The following is a 17,715-nucleotide window of genomic DNA, read 5'->3' as shown; positions in this document are numbered from 1 at the left end:
TGGTACTGATGGATAGAGAAAAGGAGAAAATTGATTCATGAAAATCGGGGAGCTGTCAGAGAGAACTGGTGTTAGCGTTAGATCGCTGCGTTACTATGAACAACAAGGCTTACTGCAGCCGGGACGTCTTACAAATGGCTATCGCATGTACCATACATTCGCAGTGGAGCAGGTGCAAACGATCCAATTTTATCTTTCACTTGGACTGTCCACGGAGCAAATTGCTAGCTTCTTGAACTGCGTCATGGTGAACAAAGAATCATTTTGCAAGGAAATTATGCCAATCTATCAACAAAAACTGGCCGAGGTAGACGCACAGATTACTATGCTAACCTCCATTAAGTCCAATCTAGAGGATCGTATCCGGCACATTAAACAAGAAGATGAAGCCCAATCCTGACCCCATATTTCAAGTAACTATCTATTCATTGGAGTGAGTTATCAGCCGGTTTGGCTTCAATCTCCCGAAATGCGATTAATTTACGGAATTTGATGTAGCTTACGAGTCTCCAAGGAATGATGTAAGAAGCAGCTACCAAGAGGAATAAGGCGGTTAATTCATTCGGATCAAGTCCTGACAAGTAGTTACGAAGTCCAAGTCGAAATAGAACTAATCCAACAAAGGAAATGATAAAACCAATACTTTTCTTGGCGTATATCTGACCATCCTCACGAATTTCATAATTCGTCGTTAAGATCAACGGAATCGATAACAAAATCCCTGTGCCAATCGCCAGCACAATCTCACGAGTAGTCATATGAAGCTCAGGATTCAGAAACATTAGAACAGCGGGTAATAGAAACAGCATGGGGAGAAGCATTCTTATTCCGTTTCCTTTAATCGCTCTAGTCATAGCTCTCGTTCTTCGCCAAATAATAAGTGCCATCACTAACAGTACTATTGGTATGACTTGCATTTGCACTTTGTATTCTCCTCTACATAGCTATCTATTAATCCATTTAGGTTAAATCGACATTCTCATAATGCTCAACCGTTGGGAATGGATCGTAGTAATGGTGAAGTAGACTCTTCCACTCCTCATATTGCGGTGAAGTTCGGAAGCCAACCACATGATCCTCAAGCGTCTCCCACCAAACAAGCAGGATGTATTGGTTATCGTTCTCTACACAATGTTGGAGTTCATGTCTGATATACCCATCCATAGTGGAGATAATGGCCGAGGCTTGCTTAAAAGTGGAAATAAATGTATCGTTCAGCTCAAGCTTTACATTTAGAACAGCAACTTCTAGTATCATCTACCATTCCTCCTTCTTCCTCGGTCATAATTAGGCTGCAGTATGCTTACAGATTACCAGTATATACTTCCGTTTCATAACGGAAAATGACAGATCCATTGTGCTGATGCTTCTCGAAGATCGCTCCCAATTTCGCAATGAAAGCTTCATGATGAATAGAACCTGGAGGCGGTGTATACGAAGAGGATAAAACTCGTCCGATAAAACCCGATCGATCAAAATGCTGCTCATTTGCAAATTTTCTCAGCATATATTGGCCATCTCTAAAGAACGAAGCGAACTGCTCTTCTCCAAGCAGCCGATGATCAACGATTTCATAGTCTACTGCCGACTGCTTTAACAGCTGCTCATACTCAATTGCAAAAGCATCCGTATCGGAGAGACGCTTGTTCCATATAAGCGCGACTTTACCATTCGGCTTCAGTATTCGATTGAACTCCTCTTTCGTCTTCGATAATTCAAACCAGTGAAAAGCTTGCGCCGATACGATGCAAGAAACGGAATGTTCCGCAAGCGTTGTTGCTTCAGCCGTTCCATTCACGGATGTGAAATTTGAATATTCGCTGAGCATCGCCTCCGCCGCATGCCGCATTTCCGCATTCGGCTCTATGGCAACTACCCGATAGCTTCGTTCAAGCAGTTTACGGGTAAAGATGCCTGTTCCTGAGCCTATATCTGCTAGTATATCGCTGACCTCAAGTCCAGCTTCTTCGCATAAATAATCGACAGCCATCTCTGGGTAGCTGGGCCGATATTTCACATAATTCTCCACACGATTGGAAAAGCGATTCTTGCTATCCACCATCTCTTATACCTCCTTGATCGCGTTAAGGTATGCGTAGACTATAGCCTACGCTCTAGCGCATAGAGTTCTTCCTCAAGTGAAACGCTTTTCTGATTGACGATTTGTCTGGCATCATCAACTGCTTTGTTATATACGAAGGGAGCAATCTCTCGAAGCATGAAGTCTATAATCTGTTCAGCTCCGATATTACCGAGCTTCTCTGAGCGCTCCTCCTCGAAATAAGCAACTAATTTCTCCATAATTTGCTCTTTCTGCTCACGCGGCAGTTTAATTGGAATCATGCTATTGTCTCCTCCTTGATCTTACTCCAATCGATTACAGTAACTTACCACTTCTTCGTACGATAAATTCCCGCCAAAGATATCAAGCGCGCTTCCAATTGTAATATCCAGCTTACCGCCTGTTAACCGGTGAAATAGCTCCAAATCCTCAAAGGATCTCGCTCCCCCTGCATAGGTCGTCGGAATCGTAACCCATTCTGCCAGCTGAGAGACCAAGCTCTCTAATATCCCAGTGCGCTTCCCTTCGACATCTACCGCATGGACGAGAAACTCACTGCAGCAGCCTTCAAGCTCGCGAAGATTGGCCTCGTTTACTTCAAAGCTGCTAAACGTTTTCCACTGATTCGTTACAACAAACCACTTACCATCACGCTGCTTGCAGCTCAGATCAATAACCAGCTTCTCCTTACCAACCGCGGAAACGATCCGCTGTAGATTACCCCAATCTAACTCTCCATCACGAAAAATATATGAGGTGACAATGACTTGGGAAGCACCCGCTTCCAAGTATTGAGCTGCATTATCCGCCGTTATTCCTCCACCAATTTGAAGACCGCCAGGATAAGTTCGAAGCGCATGAAGCGCAGCCTCTTCGTTGCCCCCGCCAAGCATGATGACATGCCCACCTGTAAGCTTATCTCTTTGAAACATGGATGCATAATAGGCCGAATCATGCTCCGATACGAAATTTTCGATCACCTTATGATCACTGCTGCCCAATGTCTCGCCAACAATTTGTTTTACTTTACCATTATGTAGGTCAATGCAAGGTCTGAACTTCATAAATTCTCCTCTTTCTGAAATCGTGATTTGAGATAAGCAGCTACACCGTGCTCCTCATTCGATAATAATAAAGCGGTCGAAGCTTTAATAATGTCATGATGTGCATTAGCTACCGCATATTTCTCATCAGCAGCTTCAAACATACCCAGATCATTCAAATGATCACCGAAGCAGATCAATCGTTCCGCTTGGAGATACTCCTTAAGGAATAGAACCGCGTCGCGTTTATTCGCTTTACGATCGCCAATTTCCAGCCAGTGATAGCCTGGAGAATATATATCTGCTCCATAATGAACCATCATACCCGGATGACCATTAAACTTCTCATAAGCAGCTATCAATCGCTCCGGTGCTTCAATCGCGTTCACCATAATTATAGACTCCTCTAGGGAAGCCTCATAATTGGTAACCCGCTTAAACCGAGGATCCCCTTTGCTTACACGACTTGAAATATAGTTATCTTCACTAGCATTGAATATCCCTTTGAAGTAGACATGTGGTCTGAGCTCATGATCTAACGTATAAACAATCGGATTCAATCCATCTTGCTCATATGTATTTATGACATCCGCTGCTAATTGTGGCGCTAGAAAATGAGACTGAATATTACGCTTTGTCTTGGGATCATAAATAAAAATGCCATTCATGAACACGAGCGGAAGCTTGAATTGAATTTCTTCCAGCAGCTTGAAGGCCGAATCGAAGGAACGCGCTGTTGCGATCGTAAACTGTAAACCTTGATTAATCAAGCCATTAAGTATTGCAACGCTCTCTTGACTTACAGTTTGATTATTGTTCAACAGCGTACCATCTAGATCCGAGATATACAGATGATTCACGTATAGCAGCCTTCTTTCGCCATTTAATTCCATCTTCTCCATACTCGAAGCATAAGAAAGCCAATGATCGCACCCACCGTATTCAACAGAACATCATCAATATCAAAGCTGCCCCGCCGTAGAACAAGCTGAAGGAATTCTAACAGGAAGAGTGAAGCAATAAATAACAACATGAACCGAATAAATCGAATATGGAATAAGAAAGGAATCGTAATCCCAAAAGGCACAAATACAGCCACATTACCGACTATATTGATCATCCATGTCCGTGGGTTAAAATGATCAGCATGCTGAAAATACATCTTCAGCGTTTGGAAGGGGACTAAATTATAGCTATAGCCCATATCGATTCGTTGTGAACGGCCAAAACCTATAAACATCCAATAGAGCAGCAATAGTGCATAGGAAATGGTAATACAAGCGACTAGTTTTCTCATTAGAGTCGCACTTCACCTACCTGTCTTTGGTTGCCGTGATGTGACTCACTCCGTCTTCAACACCTTCTGATAAACAACGATGTCGAGCCAACGCTCGAATTTGTAACCAACCTCTTTATAATGGGCCACCTTCTCATAGCCAAGCTTCGTGAACATGCGAATGCTGCCTTCATTCTCCGAGCAAATTGTAGCAATTAGGGAATGGAAGTTTAACTCACGAGCTACCTGCTCTATGAATTCCAAAGATGGACGACCAATTCCTTTACCTGTCTGATTCGGCTCCAAGTATATGGTTACTTCTCCAGTAACATTAAAGGCGGGTTTCTTCTTATGCTGTGTAATGAGGACAAAGCCTGCATAATCTCCATTCGACAGAATCACATAAGTCCGATATAGATCGTTTAATGGCATCATTAACGATGTCATTTGCTCCGGCATATACGGCTCCAAATCGAAGGAAACTGTCGTTTTCTCTATGAAATAATTATAGGTATGGCGTGCATTATCTAGATAAAGAGGTGAATATTCAACAAACCTCAAGTCGTTCATCCTATGTGGTCCTCGTTTCTCCGGCAGACTATTCATTTCCCCATTTCTCAATACTGTAGACCTTTGCTTCTTGCTTTTTTTCATCTTCCTTTACGGTGTATATGAACCTGTATTCATTAATCTCAGATTCTCTTGTGGAATAATAAATTTCGATATTCTCAATAATATAAAATTTATAAACGCCATTCGTTTTTTGGATGTTCATGATTTGATATTTGATGAGCTTCTCTTTAATTTTGATGTCATTCAATCGCTTAATGAGTGTTTGCTGCTGCTTATAGAGAGGGCCATCGGGATCAAGAAGACCTTCTACAAGGGAGAATCTATTTTTATTTATTGCTTCTATAATGGATTCCTCATAAGAAATCATTGTTTTCTGGGCTATGTCCTCACTCATTACATTATCACTCTTCGTACTATTACTAATTTGAACATTTGCACAAGCAGTCATTATTTGGAAGCTGCAAATAAATGAACACAGTACAATAATTTTGCGCAGTTTGGATTTCTTCTGACTCATTCCTGTACCTCCGTGCAGTCTAGTAAAGCCTTCATGCTTCATAACCTCCATTATACTGCTGCATCAGTTCCGTTTCAAAAAATCTTGTATACTTTCATAAAATAATTCTTTTTCTGTCATTTTTATGCCATGACCTGAGAGTTGAAAACATTTTATGGATAAATTCGTACAAATCTCATTATAGCTCTGAAGATCGGTTTCACTGATAAGTGAATCCTCAAGCATCCCTTTTGTTACAAGGACAGGAAATCTCATCATCTCGTGCAAAGCAATTTGTGTAGATTCACGTTGGATGGCTCTAACTGCTTCAGGGCGAATATGGCCTAAACGATGATGTGGCTCTAGATAATGCTGAATGTAATCCTCCGCCCACTCCGCTGACATCTTCCGATGCTCCGGTGGGTAGTCTCCTAAAATTAGTGAGAGAATGGAAGAGGGTTGCTTTTGTGCAAATCGAAGAGCATATGACACACCACGAGAGTAGGTAAACAGATGAAAAGCTTGGATATTAGTTGCTCGCAAAACACTCTCTATATCCGAAGTATGCTCTTCCAAATCATAACCTTCTGTAGGTGTATCGCTTTGCCCTCTGCCTCGGAACGAAAGAGCGATACTTCTTCTAGGTAAGAGATACTCAATAAGATCCGCATACTCTTCAGCTGTCTCCGATAACCCAGGACAGATAATTATAGGGGGAAATTGGTCATCAGCAAAAGAATGGGAGTCTAAATAATGAATACGGACCCCATTGTTGCTTGTATATGCGGACAAAAGTTTCATCTATTATCTCCCTCCGCTCATTAGAATACTTTTAGATGGATATTAGACGCATTTGAAGGGCTGAAGGTTACAACTTAGGCTTTCTTTTGACGAGGAAAATCAAGAGCTACCGTTCCAATTATTTGGTATAAAACCATTATACAGGAGATTAAAACAAATTAGTGTAAAGGTTCTTCTTCATTCATGATGTTCTTTCTCTTCTTTTATGTTTCTCATACGGATCATGGAGAAGTTAACAGTCGAATTCAGAATAGAGTTTCTTAGAGGTATTAGCGATGGGGTTACTCTTAATTCAATACCCAGAGCAATCATAGCAGCTAATAGGTCATCGAGGGGTTCTACAGCGAGCGGTATTACAGGTTGTTTTGTTATGTAGTAGCCAGCATCCCTGTTGTATAAGGTAAAGGCATCCGAATTAAACGTATACTGATAAAGCTGCGTATTCTTTACCGTTTCATACCATCCTGTTTCTATAGCTACGAGACGGTTCGTACTGGAGTGACCAAAAAACTGATGCAGGTCCTCTTCGGAGGTATCTTCTTTGGGCCAAACACATACTCTAGGACAATCTCGGGGTAAAAAATAATGGGGAGCATGAAAATCATCAATCGTCCATATCATAGCTGGTTCATCTTTACGGTAATCCAACTGCCGTGGTTCAAATCTCGTAATATTAGATTCTTCACTGAAGTGATACAACTTCACTCAATCGACATCCTCTCACTGGTAGCATTACTTTATTCGGCTAGACTCCCTCCAAGATCCGTTTCTCATAACAAAGACTGGATTCACATGTAACGTATTCCCCATATCGATCAATTTCATAATAACCGTGCTTTTTGTAAAAGCGGATCGCTTCAGGTTGTGGCGCACCAGCCTCTAGTTTAATCGATTTGAAGCCTAGTTCCTTCGCCCTTGTCTCTAATTCTATTAAAATCTGCTTGGCGATTCCTTGCTGTCTAAATGCTTGCTCCACGAAGAATCGCTTTAATTCTGTGCTTTCGTGATCCAGCGGCCGAATCGCTCCGCATCCTACAGGAACCTCATCCGAGTAAGCAACAAGAAATTCAACCTCATTGATCTTAGGATCGTCAAAGTTCAGTCCGAATATTTCGCCTTCGGGGTATCTGTTCAACAAATCAGCGTCAAGCTTTTGAATCAAAGCTGCCAAATCCGCATGATCAGGCATAACCTGTCTCAGTTGTATATTTCCCATCCTAAGTACCTCTTTTCCAAATCAATTAATATAGTCATTAAGCTCTTCAATACTCCTGCGAGCCCTATTGTTTAATGCCTTCTTATCCCTCAATTGAAATAGCTGCAAATCATGACCAGGATCAATAACTAATGGCTTGGCAATAACGTCCTCCAGCAACTCAATAGTCGTTTTATACGCTCTGTACAGCAATTCTCCTGGCATTCCTTTTCGCAAATTTTTAATGAGATCAATCATCCGTTCCCCATACATGAGTCTAACCATACTATCTGCGCTCATTAGATGACGTGAAACAAATGCTATGACATTCTCAAGAATAAGAGGCTCCGAATAATGCTTAGCTATGGACGCTAAACGTTCAACCGCCTGCCAGTTCATTATTGATAATTCCTTCGTATATGCACCAACCATCTCATTGAACCATTCCGCCTCTAGCGGCTGTGATACCTGATAACTTCTGTATTCTTCAAAGATACCTTCACGATGCATATGAACCGTACTACCAAGGTAAGTCAGAAAGAGTTCTTTTGCTCTTTGTAATTCATCAATCATACGATCTCACATTCTCTCCTGAGAGCTATTCATTCTCTCTTTTACTTTTGTAATAATTCAATACGTTAATCATTCCGGTAATACAAAATAACAGAGCTGTAACAATAAATCCATAGCTGATCTTGGATGAGCTGAAATTTGACAAAGAGGCAGCAATAATGAAACAGATCGCCGTTAAGAAATTCAGTAACGCCACTTTCAAAGTGTTCACTTTCTTTTTCATCAGAATCACCACTTATCCTAAATGTCTTCATTTCCAATGATTTCTGAAAAAATAAAAAAGGTGCCGCAGCACTGTTAAATTACTTGCCTTGCTGGACGTTCCCATAATATTGCGATTATGTTCAGTAACACTGTTAAATGAGGGTTCTTCTACAATTATATTACCATACTCTGTTTCTGAATTCCCTATGGTCTCCCATGGTCTATCGGAGGTATATCATTTACTCGATCATCGTCCACTAAGATTTTCAACGCCTTCTCACTAATTCCGTTTTGAACGAACTGATATTGAATACCTGTCATTCGCTGCGCTCGATCGACGATTTGCCCAAGATGATAGCCTGTATGTTCAACTAAGTGATACCAATTGTAAATTTCAATTTCTTCTCCTGCTGACGCTTCCATCCCCACCCTCAGCTCTTGGAAGGCAGCATCTAGCTTTGCAATTAGAAGCTGTTTATCTTGTTCCATTATTGGAAAATGATTCTCGATCCCTTTTGCAAAAACCTGCTCTGAATGCAAGAGACGACTGACATTTCTCTTTACATGTTCGATTACATGAAGAATAATACCGCCTATACTATTGATCTCGTTGATCCCGCATGTCCATATTTGCTCATTGCTTAAGCTTTCCAGACACCTTATAAATTTAGGCAAATAATGACTAGTCATTCGATGTTTAGTTATGTACCAGAAGTAATTCGTTGTTTCATCCTGCTCCACTACACCCTCTCCCCTCATCGTCGTAAAATTATTCCCTAATGCGACACATCTTTGATGTGAATAACAGACCTTGTTCGCCTAAATAGCTTTAATTCAATCGTTTGATTTACTTCAATTTGACCCAGTTCATGTTCGAATTCGTTATGAAGATAATATTTTTTCACCTTACTATTTTTCAAAATTATTTTAATTTTCAGTTCCTCTTTCTCCACTAATCTTCCCCTTAGGGTCACAAAATCCTTTTTGATTAGATCAAGACCGATGACTACGATATTTAATAAAAGATAGGCAGTGTTATCCAGTAAACAATACCAAGCCAGTGGGGTCTTTCTGTTACAAAGTTCATATATATTTGTATACATGAAATAAATAGGAATGTTCAAGTTTCGGCGTTATCTTTCCGTCCAACACTCATCGCTCACCAACTCTAAGAATATTTTGTACATGCCTGCTATTCCAATATATGTATACTTGTCTGCACTTGCAACCCCTAACCACCTCTGTATTAAAACTCCCTTTTTTTGATTACAGCACTCTCCCTTCCCTGCCATACATCTCGTAACCAGTTATCCGTTTAATCAGCATTTCAACGCAAGTTAAATGCCTAATTATTGAAGAAACAGGGCATCTGTCCAATCGCTCTTTGGGTAATTTCATACAATACTGTATACCGAATGCCGAGACATAACAACGAAGATGAAGCAGCACGGTATCGGAAAAATACCAATTGGGAGGAATTTGCATGTCCGGTGTACACGGAGCTTTTACATCGTCTGGTGTAATTCTGGTTTTGTTTATTCTGCTGGTCATCATTTCCCGCGGAGTTCTGTACTAATCCATCTTCTAGCCTATAATGCGAAAACCGCCGTAGGGGCTCCCCCTACGGCGGTTTTTCATTTCCAATCATCATCCAAAACTAAAAGGCATAGGTACGAATCGCAATTGCGACACCATCCTCTTCATTAGACAAGGTCACCCTATCAGCAGCAGCCTTCACTTCCTCTGGGGAGTTAGCGACGGCTACACCGATTCCTGCGAATGTCAGCATTCCGATGTCATTGTAATAATTGCCAATCGCCATTACACGACTCGGCTCGATGCCGCGTGTTCGAGCAAGCTGCCGCAGGGCCTTTCCTTTGCTTGCCTCCAAATGCTGTACATCGACAAAATAGTCACCGCTGCGGATATGCTGCAGCCCATTGGTCCAGCCGTTCCACACGGATTCTACTGTATCGATCTCATCCTTAGAGCCAAAGACCGTAAACTTCACAAGATCCTCAGGCAAAGGATCTGTCGATTCCCGTTGAATCGGTATAGCCTCATACCTTCCATACATCGCCTCTGCTTCAGGCGTCAGCCTCTCGACCATCAAATCAAAGGCGGTATTCAAATCGAAATGATACCCAAACCGCAAACAGTATTCCCGATATCGAGTGATTTCAGTTGGACTAATTCCGTATTGGTGGATCACCTCACGATTAAGAGTATCAATCGTTGCCGCGCCATTATGAGTAATCATCGTACCGGATAGCCCTAATGCTTCAAGCACAGGAAACGTATTCGTTGGTCCTCGGCCCGTACATAGAACGATTTCGGCACCTAGGGAAGCCGCTTCACGTACAGCATCCCTTACAGCAGTAGTCAGTACATGTCCATCCGTTAACAGAGTACCATCCACATCCAAAGCAATTAAATCTACATGTAAACCCATTTTTGTCCCACCTGTCAGTAATGCGATGTATTTTATCCTTACTTACTTAATCGGCAGAAACTTCTTTGTCATGAACCGACAGAAGTGACTCCAGTTCGGCCTCTGTCAATGCTCTGTAATCCCCAAGCGACAGCTCAGGATCAAGCTGCAGCGGTCCCATCGATATACGGCGTAGATAGACGACCTTTTTCCCCACAGCCTCAAACATCCGTTTGACCTGATGAAACTTTCCTTCGTGTATGGTCAGTGTGATATGGCTCATAAGACCGTCATCAGACATTTCCTGACTATCGATAATAAGCTGTGCAGGCATCGTTACGTACCCGTCATCAAGTGCTACCCCTGCGGCAAAAGCAACTATGTCATCCGTCCCAACATCACCAAGCACATCCGCTTCATAGATCTTAGGAACATGCTTGCGTGGAGAAAGCAGATCATGAGCAAGCTTGCCATCATTAGTCAGCAGCAGCAGCCCTTCCGTATCCTTATCCAACCTACCGACTGGAAAAGGCTGCAGGACCCGATCATTTGGATCGAGTAAGTCGATAACCGTTCTGTCTCTTGAATCTTCAGTTGCCGATACAACACCTTGCGGCTTGTGGAGCATAACATAGATAACCTCACGATAGACCACGCGCTCTCCATCATATCGTACATCAGCGACCTCAGGATCTAATGTAAAACCAAAATCCTTTATTGTCATATCATCTACAGTGACAATTCCTTGCTTAACTGCTCTTCTCATTTCACTTCGCGTACCAAACCCCATATTTGCCAGCAGCTTATCCAGCCGCATCCTTTTTGCCACTCGAATACCCCCCTTAACTAGCAGTAAGTTCAATTTATTCACTCCTGCTTGCCTAGCTCAATCCTATGATTAGCCATCTGACCGAAGAAGCGCCAAAGCACTAACCAAGCTACACTAACATCTATTGTATAATAAAAAGGCAGAGCTTGACCAACTTCCATCTATCGAAAGATCAAATAACGAGTCAAAAGCCAAGAAGAAACGGCTAGCGCCGTCCTTGGCGGCGAAGCAAGTTTCTTCCCTCTGAAATATAAGCAAAGTATAGAGGAAACTTATACTTTCTTATATTTTAACAAAAAAATGACAGAGCCTTTGAAATCAGGCGCTGCCACTTTCACAGTTCATTCGTCACCCTAATCTACATTGTGAAGCCTGACTTCAAGCGGAATTTCCGCAAGCACTTTCGCTAGAAGTCGCAGATTCTCATCCACCACAACCAATTCAAACGGAACAAATATCGGTGGACCCACAATTAAGCATGTGTCACGAACCTTTGTGTTACTTGCTTCAATACCCACTTCATCCCCAGCAGGGCCAATAGCTTGCTCTCCCGATCGCATCATTGTTACCCAGTGACGTAAAGGCGCTACACAGCGTGCAATATCTGCACGAAGTTGCCCAAGATCAAGCCCCATCCTTACGTTCGGATACTGGACAAGCTTATTCTCCGCTTGATCGAAGAGCTTCACTGCACCAGAGTAGTTATCATTGCGCCAATGATGAAGGCCAACTGCTGCCTGAAGCAAGCCTTGATAGAGTAAGCTTCGGCCTTCCTCCAGCCACAGCTCCTCCATCACCTCATGACATTCAAAATAATCCGCATCTACATTAAACAATACAACAAAGTGGACAAATCGCTCATCATAAGCTGGATCCACTGTCATTAATTATTACCGCTCTTCCTCGCACGCTGCAGCGCGGAACGAATATCATCCGCCAGCATTCGGATACCCCAGGCATCCTCCCGCTCCCAAAGCTCATTGAATTTCAACTGAAACTGTACGGCCTCCCGTACACGATGGAAGAAATACAGCTGCTGAATATCACTGAGAACACTCGAAACCATATTCGATTTCTCCTCGAAATCCCGCTGTGCATCAAGGATCTCTTTTCGAATACTGGACATTTCGTTATCCAACACCGATGCCGCTTCCGCTGCTGTTTTCAAACGCTCCCTCACTTCGTCGGGCAGGCTCTCTTTAAACTTATAGTTAAGCGAGTGCTCAATGGTCGCCCAGAAATTCATGGCGAGCGTCCGAATTTGAACCTCTGCTAGCACATTCTTGAGACCAATCGCTGTTTGGACCGGATACTCTACTATCATATGGAAGCTCCGATAACCGCTGTCCTTGAAGTTCGTAATATAATCCTTCTCGTACACGAGGGATAAATCCCTGCGAGAGCGAATCAACGCTGCCACTCTGTGAATATCATCTACGAACTGACACATAATGCGAATCCCTGCAATATCCTCAATCCCTGTCTCGATATTCTCCATTGGGACATGCAGTCTTTTTGCTTTTTCTAATATGCTAGAGATCCTTTTCACACGTCCTGTTACAAATTCAATGGGCGTGTAAGCTTCTCTTGTCTTAAGCTCGGTTCGCAGCGTTTTGAATTTGACCTTTAACTCTTCTACCGCCTGCTCGTAAGGCTGTAAAAACAGGTTCCAATCTCTACCGTCCATCCAGCCGCCTCCTGTCTATGACCGATGTTCTGCTCCAACTGCTTCTATGACCGATGAGAATCCATCCTTACGCAGCCGCTCTTTAAGTCCCTTAGTCAGCTCTTTGAGAAGCGCTGGCCCTCGATAAATGAGCGCCGAATATACCTCAATTAAGCTAGCACCTGCGCGAATTTTATCGTATGCATCGTCTGCCGTAAAGATGCCGCCTGAGCCGATAATAGGCAGCTTCCCACCTGTTAAACGGTAAACCTCGCGTATAACCTCTGTTGAACGCTCCGTAAGCGGCTTACCGCTCAGTCCACCAGCTTCGCGTGCATTAGGATGTGTAAGACCTTCACGGCTAAGCGTCGTATTCGTCGCAATAATTCCATTCACGCCGCTGGCATAAATGGTCTCAACCGTATAGGCTAGCTGCTCGTCGGTCATGTCGGGTGCTATCTTTACAAGTACCGATTTGCGCTTTGTTCCGGAGGCCTTAGCTTGAATATTCATCTCTTCCATAACTGTGGAGAGAAGCAATTGAAGCTCATTGCCATGCTGCAGTGCACGCAAATCCGGTGTATTCGGTGAGCTGATATTTACGACGAAGAAGTCACCATATGTATATAACGCCTTTATGCAAGCCCGATAGTCCTCATGGGCAAGCTCATTTGGTGTTACCTTATTTTTCCCAATATTAACCGCGATCGGGATTGCATGCTGCTTGAGCTTGGCAAGTCTCGCAGCCATCGCATCTGTTCCTTCATTATTAAAGCCCATCCGATTAACAAGCGCCTGATCAGGCGGAAGCCGAAACAGACGAGGCAATTCGTTTCCAGCTTGTCCTTTTGGTGTAACTGTTCCAACCTCAGCGAAACCAAATCCGATATTAGCAAACATATCGACAGCCTTTGCATTCTTGTCCAGCCCTGCAGCCAAACCGATGGGATGTGGAAAATGTAGTCCGAACAAATCCATTGCTAGCTCGGGTGATTCCGAGACACCATACATCGCGCGCATCGCCGCTGGTACACCTGGAACTCGCCTTGCTGAATGGAGCCCGTCAATGACGAGATGATGGGCCTTCTCCGCATCCATTCTAAATAAAAATGGCTTGGCCAATTTACGATATAACAACTTCACTCACTCCGTTCTTCTTGTTAGCTCTATCGAACATTTTAACTTGTTCGACTGGAAAAAGAAAGAGCATCACGGACGAGAAGAGAGAGCTAATCGTCCGTGTTGCTCCATTTTTCAATATTGCGGCAGATCCCGGAAACGGTTACAATGAATGAACGAACCCATTCATAGTGAGAGAAAGGTTGATCCACATGAGCCATGTCAAGAAGAAACCACCAATGATGAAGGCCAAGCCTAAAGAAGAAGTAAACAAGAAGGCATTAGTATGGATCGCCTCCATTTTTGTCGTAGTCGTCATTGTGATGGCACTTCTACTCATCTTCACTTAAGCTTAGGTAAGCCAACGATATACAACAGCGGGGTTCGTCTCGTCCTGCATCGGTTGAAGCTTGAATCGCTTCTCTTCCGGTGAGAGTGTGACAGGGAGTACGCCGCTTTTTATTTCCACTTTCGTGCCAAGCGGCACCAAGTCGAATAATTCCTCCACATCTTCCTTGTTCATTCGAACACACCCGTGTGACTCGTCTTTACCCACACTGCTTGGCTCATTCGTCCCATGGATCGCATAACGGGTTCCTGAGAGCGTCATCCCTCTGCTGCCAAACTCGCCATCATCATGTCCATTTGGATTTTTTACCTTCTCACTGATATAGAAGCTTCCACCCGGCGTCTTATCCCCACCAAGACCAACGGAATAACTCCGTACAATAACATCTCCACTTACAACTGCAAGTCGATGTGTCTTCCTATCCACAATAATAGAAAGAGGGGTTTCAGGAAGAGTTAACGCTTGACTTTGGCTGCCAGCTGCGCTCCCTTTCATGTGATTAACGTCAGGCTTACCATTATTCGAATCTCCGGTGTCAATACCGCCTAAACCAGTTGTTCCCTTTTGTGCTCGCGCTTTCAGCTGCTTCAATATAGCAGGAAACATCGCACGCATATTTCCCGTTTGACCGGAGAGCACATTGTTCGGATAAGGTCTTACCATATCATCTATCGTCTCCGGCCATTTATTAAATAGATCTTGGTATTGTGAAATAGCACTTATTAGCGTCCAGCGCTCCTCTTGAACGCCACTCCAGTCCTGGTAAACTGCAAATGCCTCTGACGAATCACTTGGCTGACAATTGCAGGTTTTTGCATCAAGCATTTGAATCGCATATCCTTGACCGCTGCCCTGTTTCTTCGTCGACAATAGAATTCGTGTATCCCCTGTCCATTTCCGCCATTTCTCATCCTGCTCAAGCATAACCGCAAGTCCCGTTTCAGCAGAACCGCTTCCTTCTAATAAAGCTCCTAAAGACTGACCAACAGCCTTTTCAGAAACTGGATTTACAAAGACTACGTCGAGCTTCTCTCCCTGCGTCTTATCGTAGGTAGCAGTTGTCAATGATTCCTTCATGTTCTCTTCCTCATAAAGTTGTACGAATGGATTGGCAATTATGGCTAATAACAAGATAATCGTAGCCGTTACAGTGCGAGCTGCCAGCATCTTGAATTTCCTCTTCCGGTTCCAAGACTTGATGATATGCTGGGGCTCTGAGGCAAGTGGATGCCGCTTCCTCTCATAGGCCTCATAGATACTTCCAGCTTGCAAGAAGCAATAGTTGGCTTTGGCCTCTTTATCTTCAAGAATATATTGTTTACCCAATAAATACCAAGCCATTCGATTATCGGGATGGCTTTGAACGTAACGCTTCAAGTAGGACATATCATCCCGCTGATCCATATAAACCCTCCCAGAAATTGCTGATAAGATCTATATCGGCAAAAAAGCCGCCCGATGTGGCATCGGGCAGCTAAATATTGTATTTTATTCAATTAGAACTTTTTATCCCTCAGCAGTACCCCGTGAATATCGGACAACCACTGAACATCGAGTCCAATTTCTTCAGCGAAGAACCGCACTGGCAGGAACAACCTATTTTGATTGTTAAGAGGCTTTGCAACAAGCGTTAAAGTCTGCGCTGCTTGCCCTTTAATTGTTTTGGTTACCTTTGATGAACCAGCCTGAAGCTGATATGAAATGTCACCTTGGGTTAAGGTTGTCATGCCTTTTGAATACTGTACCTTGAACCCCAGCTGTTCTGTCAAAATACGGACAGGAACGAAAACCGAATTATTGAGCACGATCGGAGATGCATCCGTTTTTAGTAGGGTTGAGTTATAAATCAAATGTACCTTTGCACCTAATTTCAGCCCCTCAGGAGCTTCATAAGGAGCAATCAAACGGATTTTATTATTCCCAGCATCTGCTACACCAAGTACGCCATTCCCCATCCAAATAACATCAGTTGGACGATTAAATGTTGCATATTGGGCTAACCCATCCCCTGTGCCGGCTTCCTCTGCCTGTCCAGCTACAGTCGTCACTTGTCCATCCTTCAAATAACGAATAACATGATTCAATGAATCCGCGATCAACACGCCGCCTTCGGGCGTTACAGTCAGTCCGCGAGGTGCATGGAAGAGGGCGTTTACCGCTTTTCCATCCGCATATCCGCCTGCTGCGTATAAGGAATCGGTTGGATATGGCGATGCTTGTCCGTCCATTCCACCTGCTACCGTGCTGACCTTTTTCTCAGCAAAATCAATATATCGAATGCGATCATTACCTGTATCGCTTACATATAAGTTGCCTTTACTATCAAGTGCCAAACCGCTTGGCTCATTGAACTTGGCTTCGGCTAGCGGTCCATCCGCAAAGTCACCAGAGGTTTCTACAGCACCCGGTACATATTCTACGATTCGAGTTGAAGCCGCATTTAAGGTAGTTACCTCACCATTCTGAATTTTACGAATGACATGATTCAAAGTATCCGCGACGTAAACAACGCCGTCTTTCGTTACAGCTACATCGAGTGGATGGTAGAACTTCGCATCTTTAGCTGCTCCATCCTTAAGGCCAAGATTCCCATTCCCTGCTAATGTAGCAACATTGCCTTTCTCATCTATTGTACGTATCGCATGATTCTCTGCATCTGCAAGATATACGGTTCCATTCTTGTCCAGTGCCAAACCGGTTGGACTGTTAAAAGCAGCTTTATCCACGGTTCCATTAATTAGTCCACCAATTGGAACCTGATAATCATTCGTACCAAGCTCAATGCCCGCAGCTTCATGAGTTCCCTTGGCTGTTACTACACGAAGTCGTTGATTGAGTGAATCCGCTACTAGAAACGTATCATTTTCATAGAGCAAAGAACTCGGTTCTCTGAATGCCTCTTGTCCCAATTTACCATCTTTGAAATTAAATTCGCCAGTTCCAGCTACTGTGTATACTTCATACATAGATTTGTTCTTTAATACGGAATCAGAAGTAACTGCTCCGTCAGCTGCTGCTACCATACTAAAGCTGCTCCATGCAACAGTTGCTGCTAGCGTATAGGTCATTATGTTCTTCCATTTTTTCATCGTCTTTTG

Annotated in this window: 26 protein-coding genes; 3 read left to right on the top strand and 23 right to left on the bottom strand. The window is 43.3% G+C overall.

Going from position 1 to position 17,715, the window contains the following annotated elements; all coding sequences use genetic code 11:
• Positions 1 to 37: 37 nt before the first annotated feature.
• The gene (locus tag EKN16_RS03410; RefSeq protein WP_125653710.1) at positions 38 to 400 is read left to right on the top strand and encodes a MerR family transcriptional regulator; all 363 of its coding nucleotides are present in this window, start codon (positions 38 to 40) and stop codon (positions 398 to 400) included.
• A 25-nt stretch (positions 401 to 425) separates the two neighbouring features.
• On the opposite strand, the gene EKN16_RS03405 is transcribed toward EKN16_RS03410, so the two are convergent.
• From EKN16_RS03405 to EKN16_RS03330, 16 genes are all read right to left on the bottom strand, one after another.
• Positions 426 to 917, bottom strand: coding sequence for a CcdC family protein (locus EKN16_RS03405; protein ID WP_125665818.1), 492 nt, complete (start codon positions 915 to 917; stop codon positions 426 to 428).
• Positions 918 to 960: 43 nt separating this feature from the next.
• The gene (locus tag EKN16_RS03400; protein WP_125653709.1) at positions 961 to 1,257 is read right to left on the bottom strand and encodes an antibiotic biosynthesis monooxygenase family protein; all 297 of its coding nucleotides are present in this window, start codon (positions 1,255 to 1,257) and stop codon (positions 961 to 963) included.
• 46 nt (positions 1,258 to 1,303) lie between these two features.
• Complete coding sequence (locus EKN16_RS03395) at positions 1,304 to 2,062, bottom strand: class I SAM-dependent methyltransferase (RefSeq protein WP_179955591.1); 759 nt, start codon at positions 2,060 to 2,062, stop codon at positions 1,304 to 1,306.
• A gap of 38 nt (positions 2,063 to 2,100) precedes the next feature.
• Entirely contained in the window at positions 2,101 to 2,343 is a 243-nt protein-coding gene (locus EKN16_RS03390) for a DUF2164 domain-containing protein (protein WP_125653708.1), read from the bottom strand.
• A gap of 21 nt (positions 2,344 to 2,364) precedes the next feature.
• Complete coding sequence (gene hisA, locus EKN16_RS03385) at positions 2,365 to 3,126, bottom strand: phosphoribosylformimino-5-aminoimidazole carboxamide ribotide isomerase (RefSeq protein WP_125653707.1); 762 nt, start codon at positions 3,124 to 3,126, stop codon at positions 2,365 to 2,367.
• Entirely contained in the window at positions 3,123 to 4,007 is an 885-nt protein-coding gene (locus EKN16_RS03380) for an HAD-IIB family hydrolase (RefSeq protein WP_125653706.1), read from the bottom strand. The genes hisA and EKN16_RS03380 overlap by 4 nt, the downstream gene beginning before the upstream one ends.
• Complete coding sequence (locus EKN16_RS03375; protein WP_125653705.1) at positions 3,989 to 4,402, bottom strand: VanZ family protein; 414 nt, start codon at positions 4,400 to 4,402, stop codon at positions 3,989 to 3,991. The genes EKN16_RS03380 and EKN16_RS03375 overlap by 19 nt, the downstream gene beginning before the upstream one ends.
• Before the next feature lie 45 nt (positions 4,403 to 4,447).
• A complete protein-coding gene (locus tag EKN16_RS03370) occupies positions 4,448 to 4,951 on the bottom strand; it encodes a GNAT family N-acetyltransferase (RefSeq protein ID WP_125653704.1) in 504 nt (167 codons plus the stop codon).
• 28 nt (positions 4,952 to 4,979) lie between these two features.
• Complete coding sequence (locus EKN16_RS03365; RefSeq protein ID WP_125653703.1) at positions 4,980 to 5,471, bottom strand: TcaA NTF2-like domain-containing protein; 492 nt, start codon at positions 5,469 to 5,471, stop codon at positions 4,980 to 4,982.
• Positions 5,472 to 5,534: 63 nt separating this feature from the next.
• A complete protein-coding gene (locus tag EKN16_RS03360; RefSeq protein WP_125653702.1) occupies positions 5,535 to 6,251 on the bottom strand; it encodes an alpha/beta fold hydrolase in 717 nt (238 codons plus the stop codon).
• Positions 6,252 to 6,428: 177 nt separating this feature from the next.
• Entirely contained in the window at positions 6,429 to 6,956 is a 528-nt protein-coding gene (locus tag EKN16_RS03355) for a DUF6886 family protein (protein ID WP_125653701.1), read from the bottom strand.
• Positions 6,957 to 6,996: 40 nt separating this feature from the next.
• The gene (locus tag EKN16_RS03350) at positions 6,997 to 7,467 is read right to left on the bottom strand and encodes a GNAT family N-acetyltransferase (protein WP_125653700.1); all 471 of its coding nucleotides are present in this window, start codon (positions 7,465 to 7,467) and stop codon (positions 6,997 to 6,999) included.
• Between the two features lie 21 nt (positions 7,468 to 7,488).
• On the bottom strand, positions 7,489 to 8,019 hold the full coding sequence (locus EKN16_RS03345; RefSeq protein ID WP_125653699.1) for a hypothetical protein: 531 nt from the start codon (positions 8,017 to 8,019) through the stop codon (positions 7,489 to 7,491).
• A gap of 25 nt (positions 8,020 to 8,044) precedes the next feature.
• Positions 8,045 to 8,242, bottom strand: a complete 198-nt coding sequence (locus tag EKN16_RS03340) for a hypothetical protein (RefSeq protein WP_125653698.1) — start codon at positions 8,240 to 8,242, stop codon at positions 8,045 to 8,047.
• 185 nt (positions 8,243 to 8,427) lie between these two features.
• Positions 8,428 to 8,964, bottom strand: a complete 537-nt coding sequence (locus tag EKN16_RS03335) for a DinB family protein (RefSeq protein WP_125653697.1) — start codon at positions 8,962 to 8,964, stop codon at positions 8,428 to 8,430.
• A gap of 35 nt (positions 8,965 to 8,999) precedes the next feature.
• Positions 9,000 to 9,326, bottom strand: coding sequence for a hypothetical protein (locus EKN16_RS03330; protein WP_125653696.1), 327 nt, complete (start codon positions 9,324 to 9,326; stop codon positions 9,000 to 9,002).
• 380 nt (positions 9,327 to 9,706) lie between these two features.
• Here EKN16_RS03330 and EKN16_RS03325 point away from each other — a divergent pair, with 380 nt between their 5' ends.
• Entirely contained in the window at positions 9,707 to 9,799 is a 93-nt protein-coding gene (locus EKN16_RS03325) for a sporulation protein YjcZ (RefSeq protein ID WP_125653695.1), read from the top strand.
• 81 nt (positions 9,800 to 9,880) lie between these two features.
• Here EKN16_RS03325 and EKN16_RS03320 read toward each other — a convergent pair whose 3' ends face one another.
• The 5 genes from EKN16_RS03320 to EKN16_RS03300 all read right to left on the bottom strand — a co-directional run bounded on the left by EKN16_RS03320 (position 9,881) and on the right by EKN16_RS03300 (position 14,286).
• Positions 9,881 to 10,675: a Cof-type HAD-IIB family hydrolase gene (locus tag EKN16_RS03320; RefSeq protein WP_125653694.1), complete on the bottom strand. Its 795-nt coding sequence runs from the start codon at positions 10,673 to 10,675 to the stop codon at positions 9,881 to 9,883.
• A gap of 46 nt (positions 10,676 to 10,721) precedes the next feature.
• On the bottom strand, positions 10,722 to 11,471 hold the full coding sequence (locus EKN16_RS03315) for a pseudouridine synthase (RefSeq protein ID WP_125665814.1): 750 nt from the start codon (positions 11,469 to 11,471) through the stop codon (positions 10,722 to 10,724).
• Positions 11,472 to 11,836: 365 nt separating this feature from the next.
• Positions 11,837 to 12,367, bottom strand: a complete 531-nt coding sequence (locus tag EKN16_RS03310) for a DUF309 domain-containing protein (RefSeq protein ID WP_125653693.1) — start codon at positions 12,365 to 12,367, stop codon at positions 11,837 to 11,839.
• The gene (locus tag EKN16_RS03305) at positions 12,367 to 13,170 is read right to left on the bottom strand and encodes a GTP diphosphokinase (protein ID WP_125653692.1); all 804 of its coding nucleotides are present in this window, start codon (positions 13,168 to 13,170) and stop codon (positions 12,367 to 12,369) included. The genes EKN16_RS03310 and EKN16_RS03305 overlap by 1 nt, the downstream gene beginning before the upstream one ends.
• Positions 13,171 to 13,185: 15 nt before the next feature.
• Complete coding sequence (locus tag EKN16_RS03300; RefSeq protein WP_125653691.1) at positions 13,186 to 14,286, bottom strand: quinone-dependent dihydroorotate dehydrogenase; 1,101 nt, start codon at positions 14,284 to 14,286, stop codon at positions 13,186 to 13,188.
• A 194-nt stretch (positions 14,287 to 14,480) separates the two neighbouring features.
• Between EKN16_RS03300 and EKN16_RS32035 the strand changes: the two genes are divergently transcribed.
• Complete coding sequence (locus EKN16_RS32035; RefSeq protein ID WP_164522654.1) at positions 14,481 to 14,618, top strand: hypothetical protein; 138 nt, start codon at positions 14,481 to 14,483, stop codon at positions 14,616 to 14,618.
• A 2-nt stretch (positions 14,619 to 14,620) separates the two neighbouring features.
• On the opposite strand, the gene EKN16_RS03295 is transcribed toward EKN16_RS32035, so the two are convergent.
• Positions 14,621 to 16,021 (bottom strand): L,D-transpeptidase, encoded by a 1,401-nt coding sequence (locus EKN16_RS03295; protein ID WP_125653690.1) that lies wholly within the window; start codon positions 16,019 to 16,021, stop codon positions 14,621 to 14,623.
• Between the two features lie 92 nt (positions 16,022 to 16,113).
• Positions 16,114 to 17,706 (bottom strand): stalk domain-containing protein, encoded by a 1,593-nt coding sequence (locus EKN16_RS03290; protein WP_125653689.1) that lies wholly within the window; start codon positions 17,704 to 17,706, stop codon positions 16,114 to 16,116.
• Positions 17,707 to 17,715: the final 9 nt, after the last annotated feature.

This window comes from Paenibacillus baekrokdamisoli (genome assembly GCF_003945345.1).
GTDB lineage: Bacteria > Bacillota > Bacilli > Paenibacillales > Paenibacillaceae > Paenibacillus_Z > Paenibacillus_Z baekrokdamisoli.
The sequence above is the reverse complement of the archived record's forward strand: the minus strand, read 5'-3'. Positions and strand labels throughout refer to the sequence as shown.

Excerpts from the sequence above, each read along its gene's own strand:
- EKN16_RS03410 (WP_125653710.1), top strand. The coding sequence starts at position 38 with ATGAAAATCGGGGAGCTGTCAGAGAGAACTGGTGTTAGCGTTAGATCG.
- EKN16_RS03405 (WP_125665818.1), bottom strand. The coding sequence starts at position 917 with ATGCAAGTCATACCAATAGTACTGTTAGTGATGGCACTTATTATTTGG.
- EKN16_RS03400 (WP_125653709.1), bottom strand. The coding sequence starts at position 1,257 with ATGATACTAGAAGTTGCTGTTCTAAATGTAAAGCTTGAGCTGAACGAT.
- EKN16_RS03395 (WP_179955591.1), bottom strand. The coding sequence starts at position 2,062 with ATGGTGGATAGCAAGAATCGCTTTTCCAATCGTGTGGAGAATTATGTG.
- EKN16_RS03390 (WP_125653708.1), bottom strand. The coding sequence starts at position 2,343 with ATGATTCCAATTAAACTGCCGCGTGAGCAGAAAGAGCAAATTATGGAG.
- hisA (WP_125653707.1), bottom strand. The coding sequence starts at position 3,126 with ATGAAGTTCAGACCTTGCATTGACCTACATAATGGTAAAGTAAAACAA.
- EKN16_RS03380 (WP_125653706.1), bottom strand. The coding sequence starts at position 4,007 with ATGGAGAAGATGGAATTAAATGGCGAAAGAAGGCTGCTATACGTGAAT.
- EKN16_RS03375 (WP_125653705.1), bottom strand. The coding sequence starts at position 4,402 with ATGAGAAAACTAGTCGCTTGTATTACCATTTCCTATGCACTATTGCTG.
- EKN16_RS03370 (WP_125653704.1), bottom strand. The coding sequence starts at position 4,951 with ATGAACGACTTGAGGTTTGTTGAATATTCACCTCTTTATCTAGATAAT.
- EKN16_RS03365 (WP_125653703.1), bottom strand. The coding sequence starts at position 5,471 with ATGAGTCAGAAGAAATCCAAACTGCGCAAAATTATTGTACTGTGTTCA.
- EKN16_RS03360 (WP_125653702.1), bottom strand. The coding sequence starts at position 6,251 with ATGAAACTTTTGTCCGCATATACAAGCAACAATGGGGTCCGTATTCAT.
- EKN16_RS03350 (WP_125653700.1), bottom strand. The coding sequence starts at position 7,467 with ATGGGAAATATACAACTGAGACAGGTTATGCCTGATCATGCGGATTTG.
- EKN16_RS03345 (WP_125653699.1), bottom strand. The coding sequence starts at position 8,019 with ATGATTGATGAATTACAAAGAGCAAAAGAACTCTTTCTGACTTACCTT.
- EKN16_RS03340 (WP_125653698.1), bottom strand. The coding sequence starts at position 8,242 with ATGAAAAAGAAAGTGAACACTTTGAAAGTGGCGTTACTGAATTTCTTA.
- EKN16_RS03330 (WP_125653696.1), bottom strand. The coding sequence starts at position 9,326 with ATGTATACAAATATATATGAACTTTGTAACAGAAAGACCCCACTGGCT.
- EKN16_RS03325 (WP_125653695.1), top strand. The coding sequence starts at position 9,707 with ATGTCCGGTGTACACGGAGCTTTTACATCGTCTGGTGTAATTCTGGTT.
- EKN16_RS03320 (WP_125653694.1), bottom strand. The coding sequence starts at position 10,675 with ATGGGTTTACATGTAGATTTAATTGCTTTGGATGTGGATGGTACTCTG.
- EKN16_RS03315 (WP_125665814.1), bottom strand. The coding sequence starts at position 11,471 with ATGCGGCTGGATAAGCTGCTGGCAAATATGGGGTTTGGTACGCGAAGT.
- EKN16_RS03310 (WP_125653693.1), bottom strand. The coding sequence starts at position 12,367 with ATGACAGTGGATCCAGCTTATGATGAGCGATTTGTCCACTTTGTTGTA.
- EKN16_RS03305 (WP_125653692.1), bottom strand. The coding sequence starts at position 13,170 with ATGGACGGTAGAGATTGGAACCTGTTTTTACAGCCTTACGAGCAGGCG.
- EKN16_RS32035 (WP_164522654.1), top strand. The coding sequence starts at position 14,481 with ATGAGCCATGTCAAGAAGAAACCACCAATGATGAAGGCCAAGCCTAAA.
- EKN16_RS03295 (WP_125653690.1), bottom strand. The coding sequence starts at position 16,021 with ATGGATCAGCGGGATGATATGTCCTACTTGAAGCGTTACGTTCAAAGC.
- EKN16_RS03290 (WP_125653689.1), bottom strand. The coding sequence starts at position 17,706 with ATGAAAAAATGGAAGAACATAATGACCTATACGCTAGCAGCAACTGTT.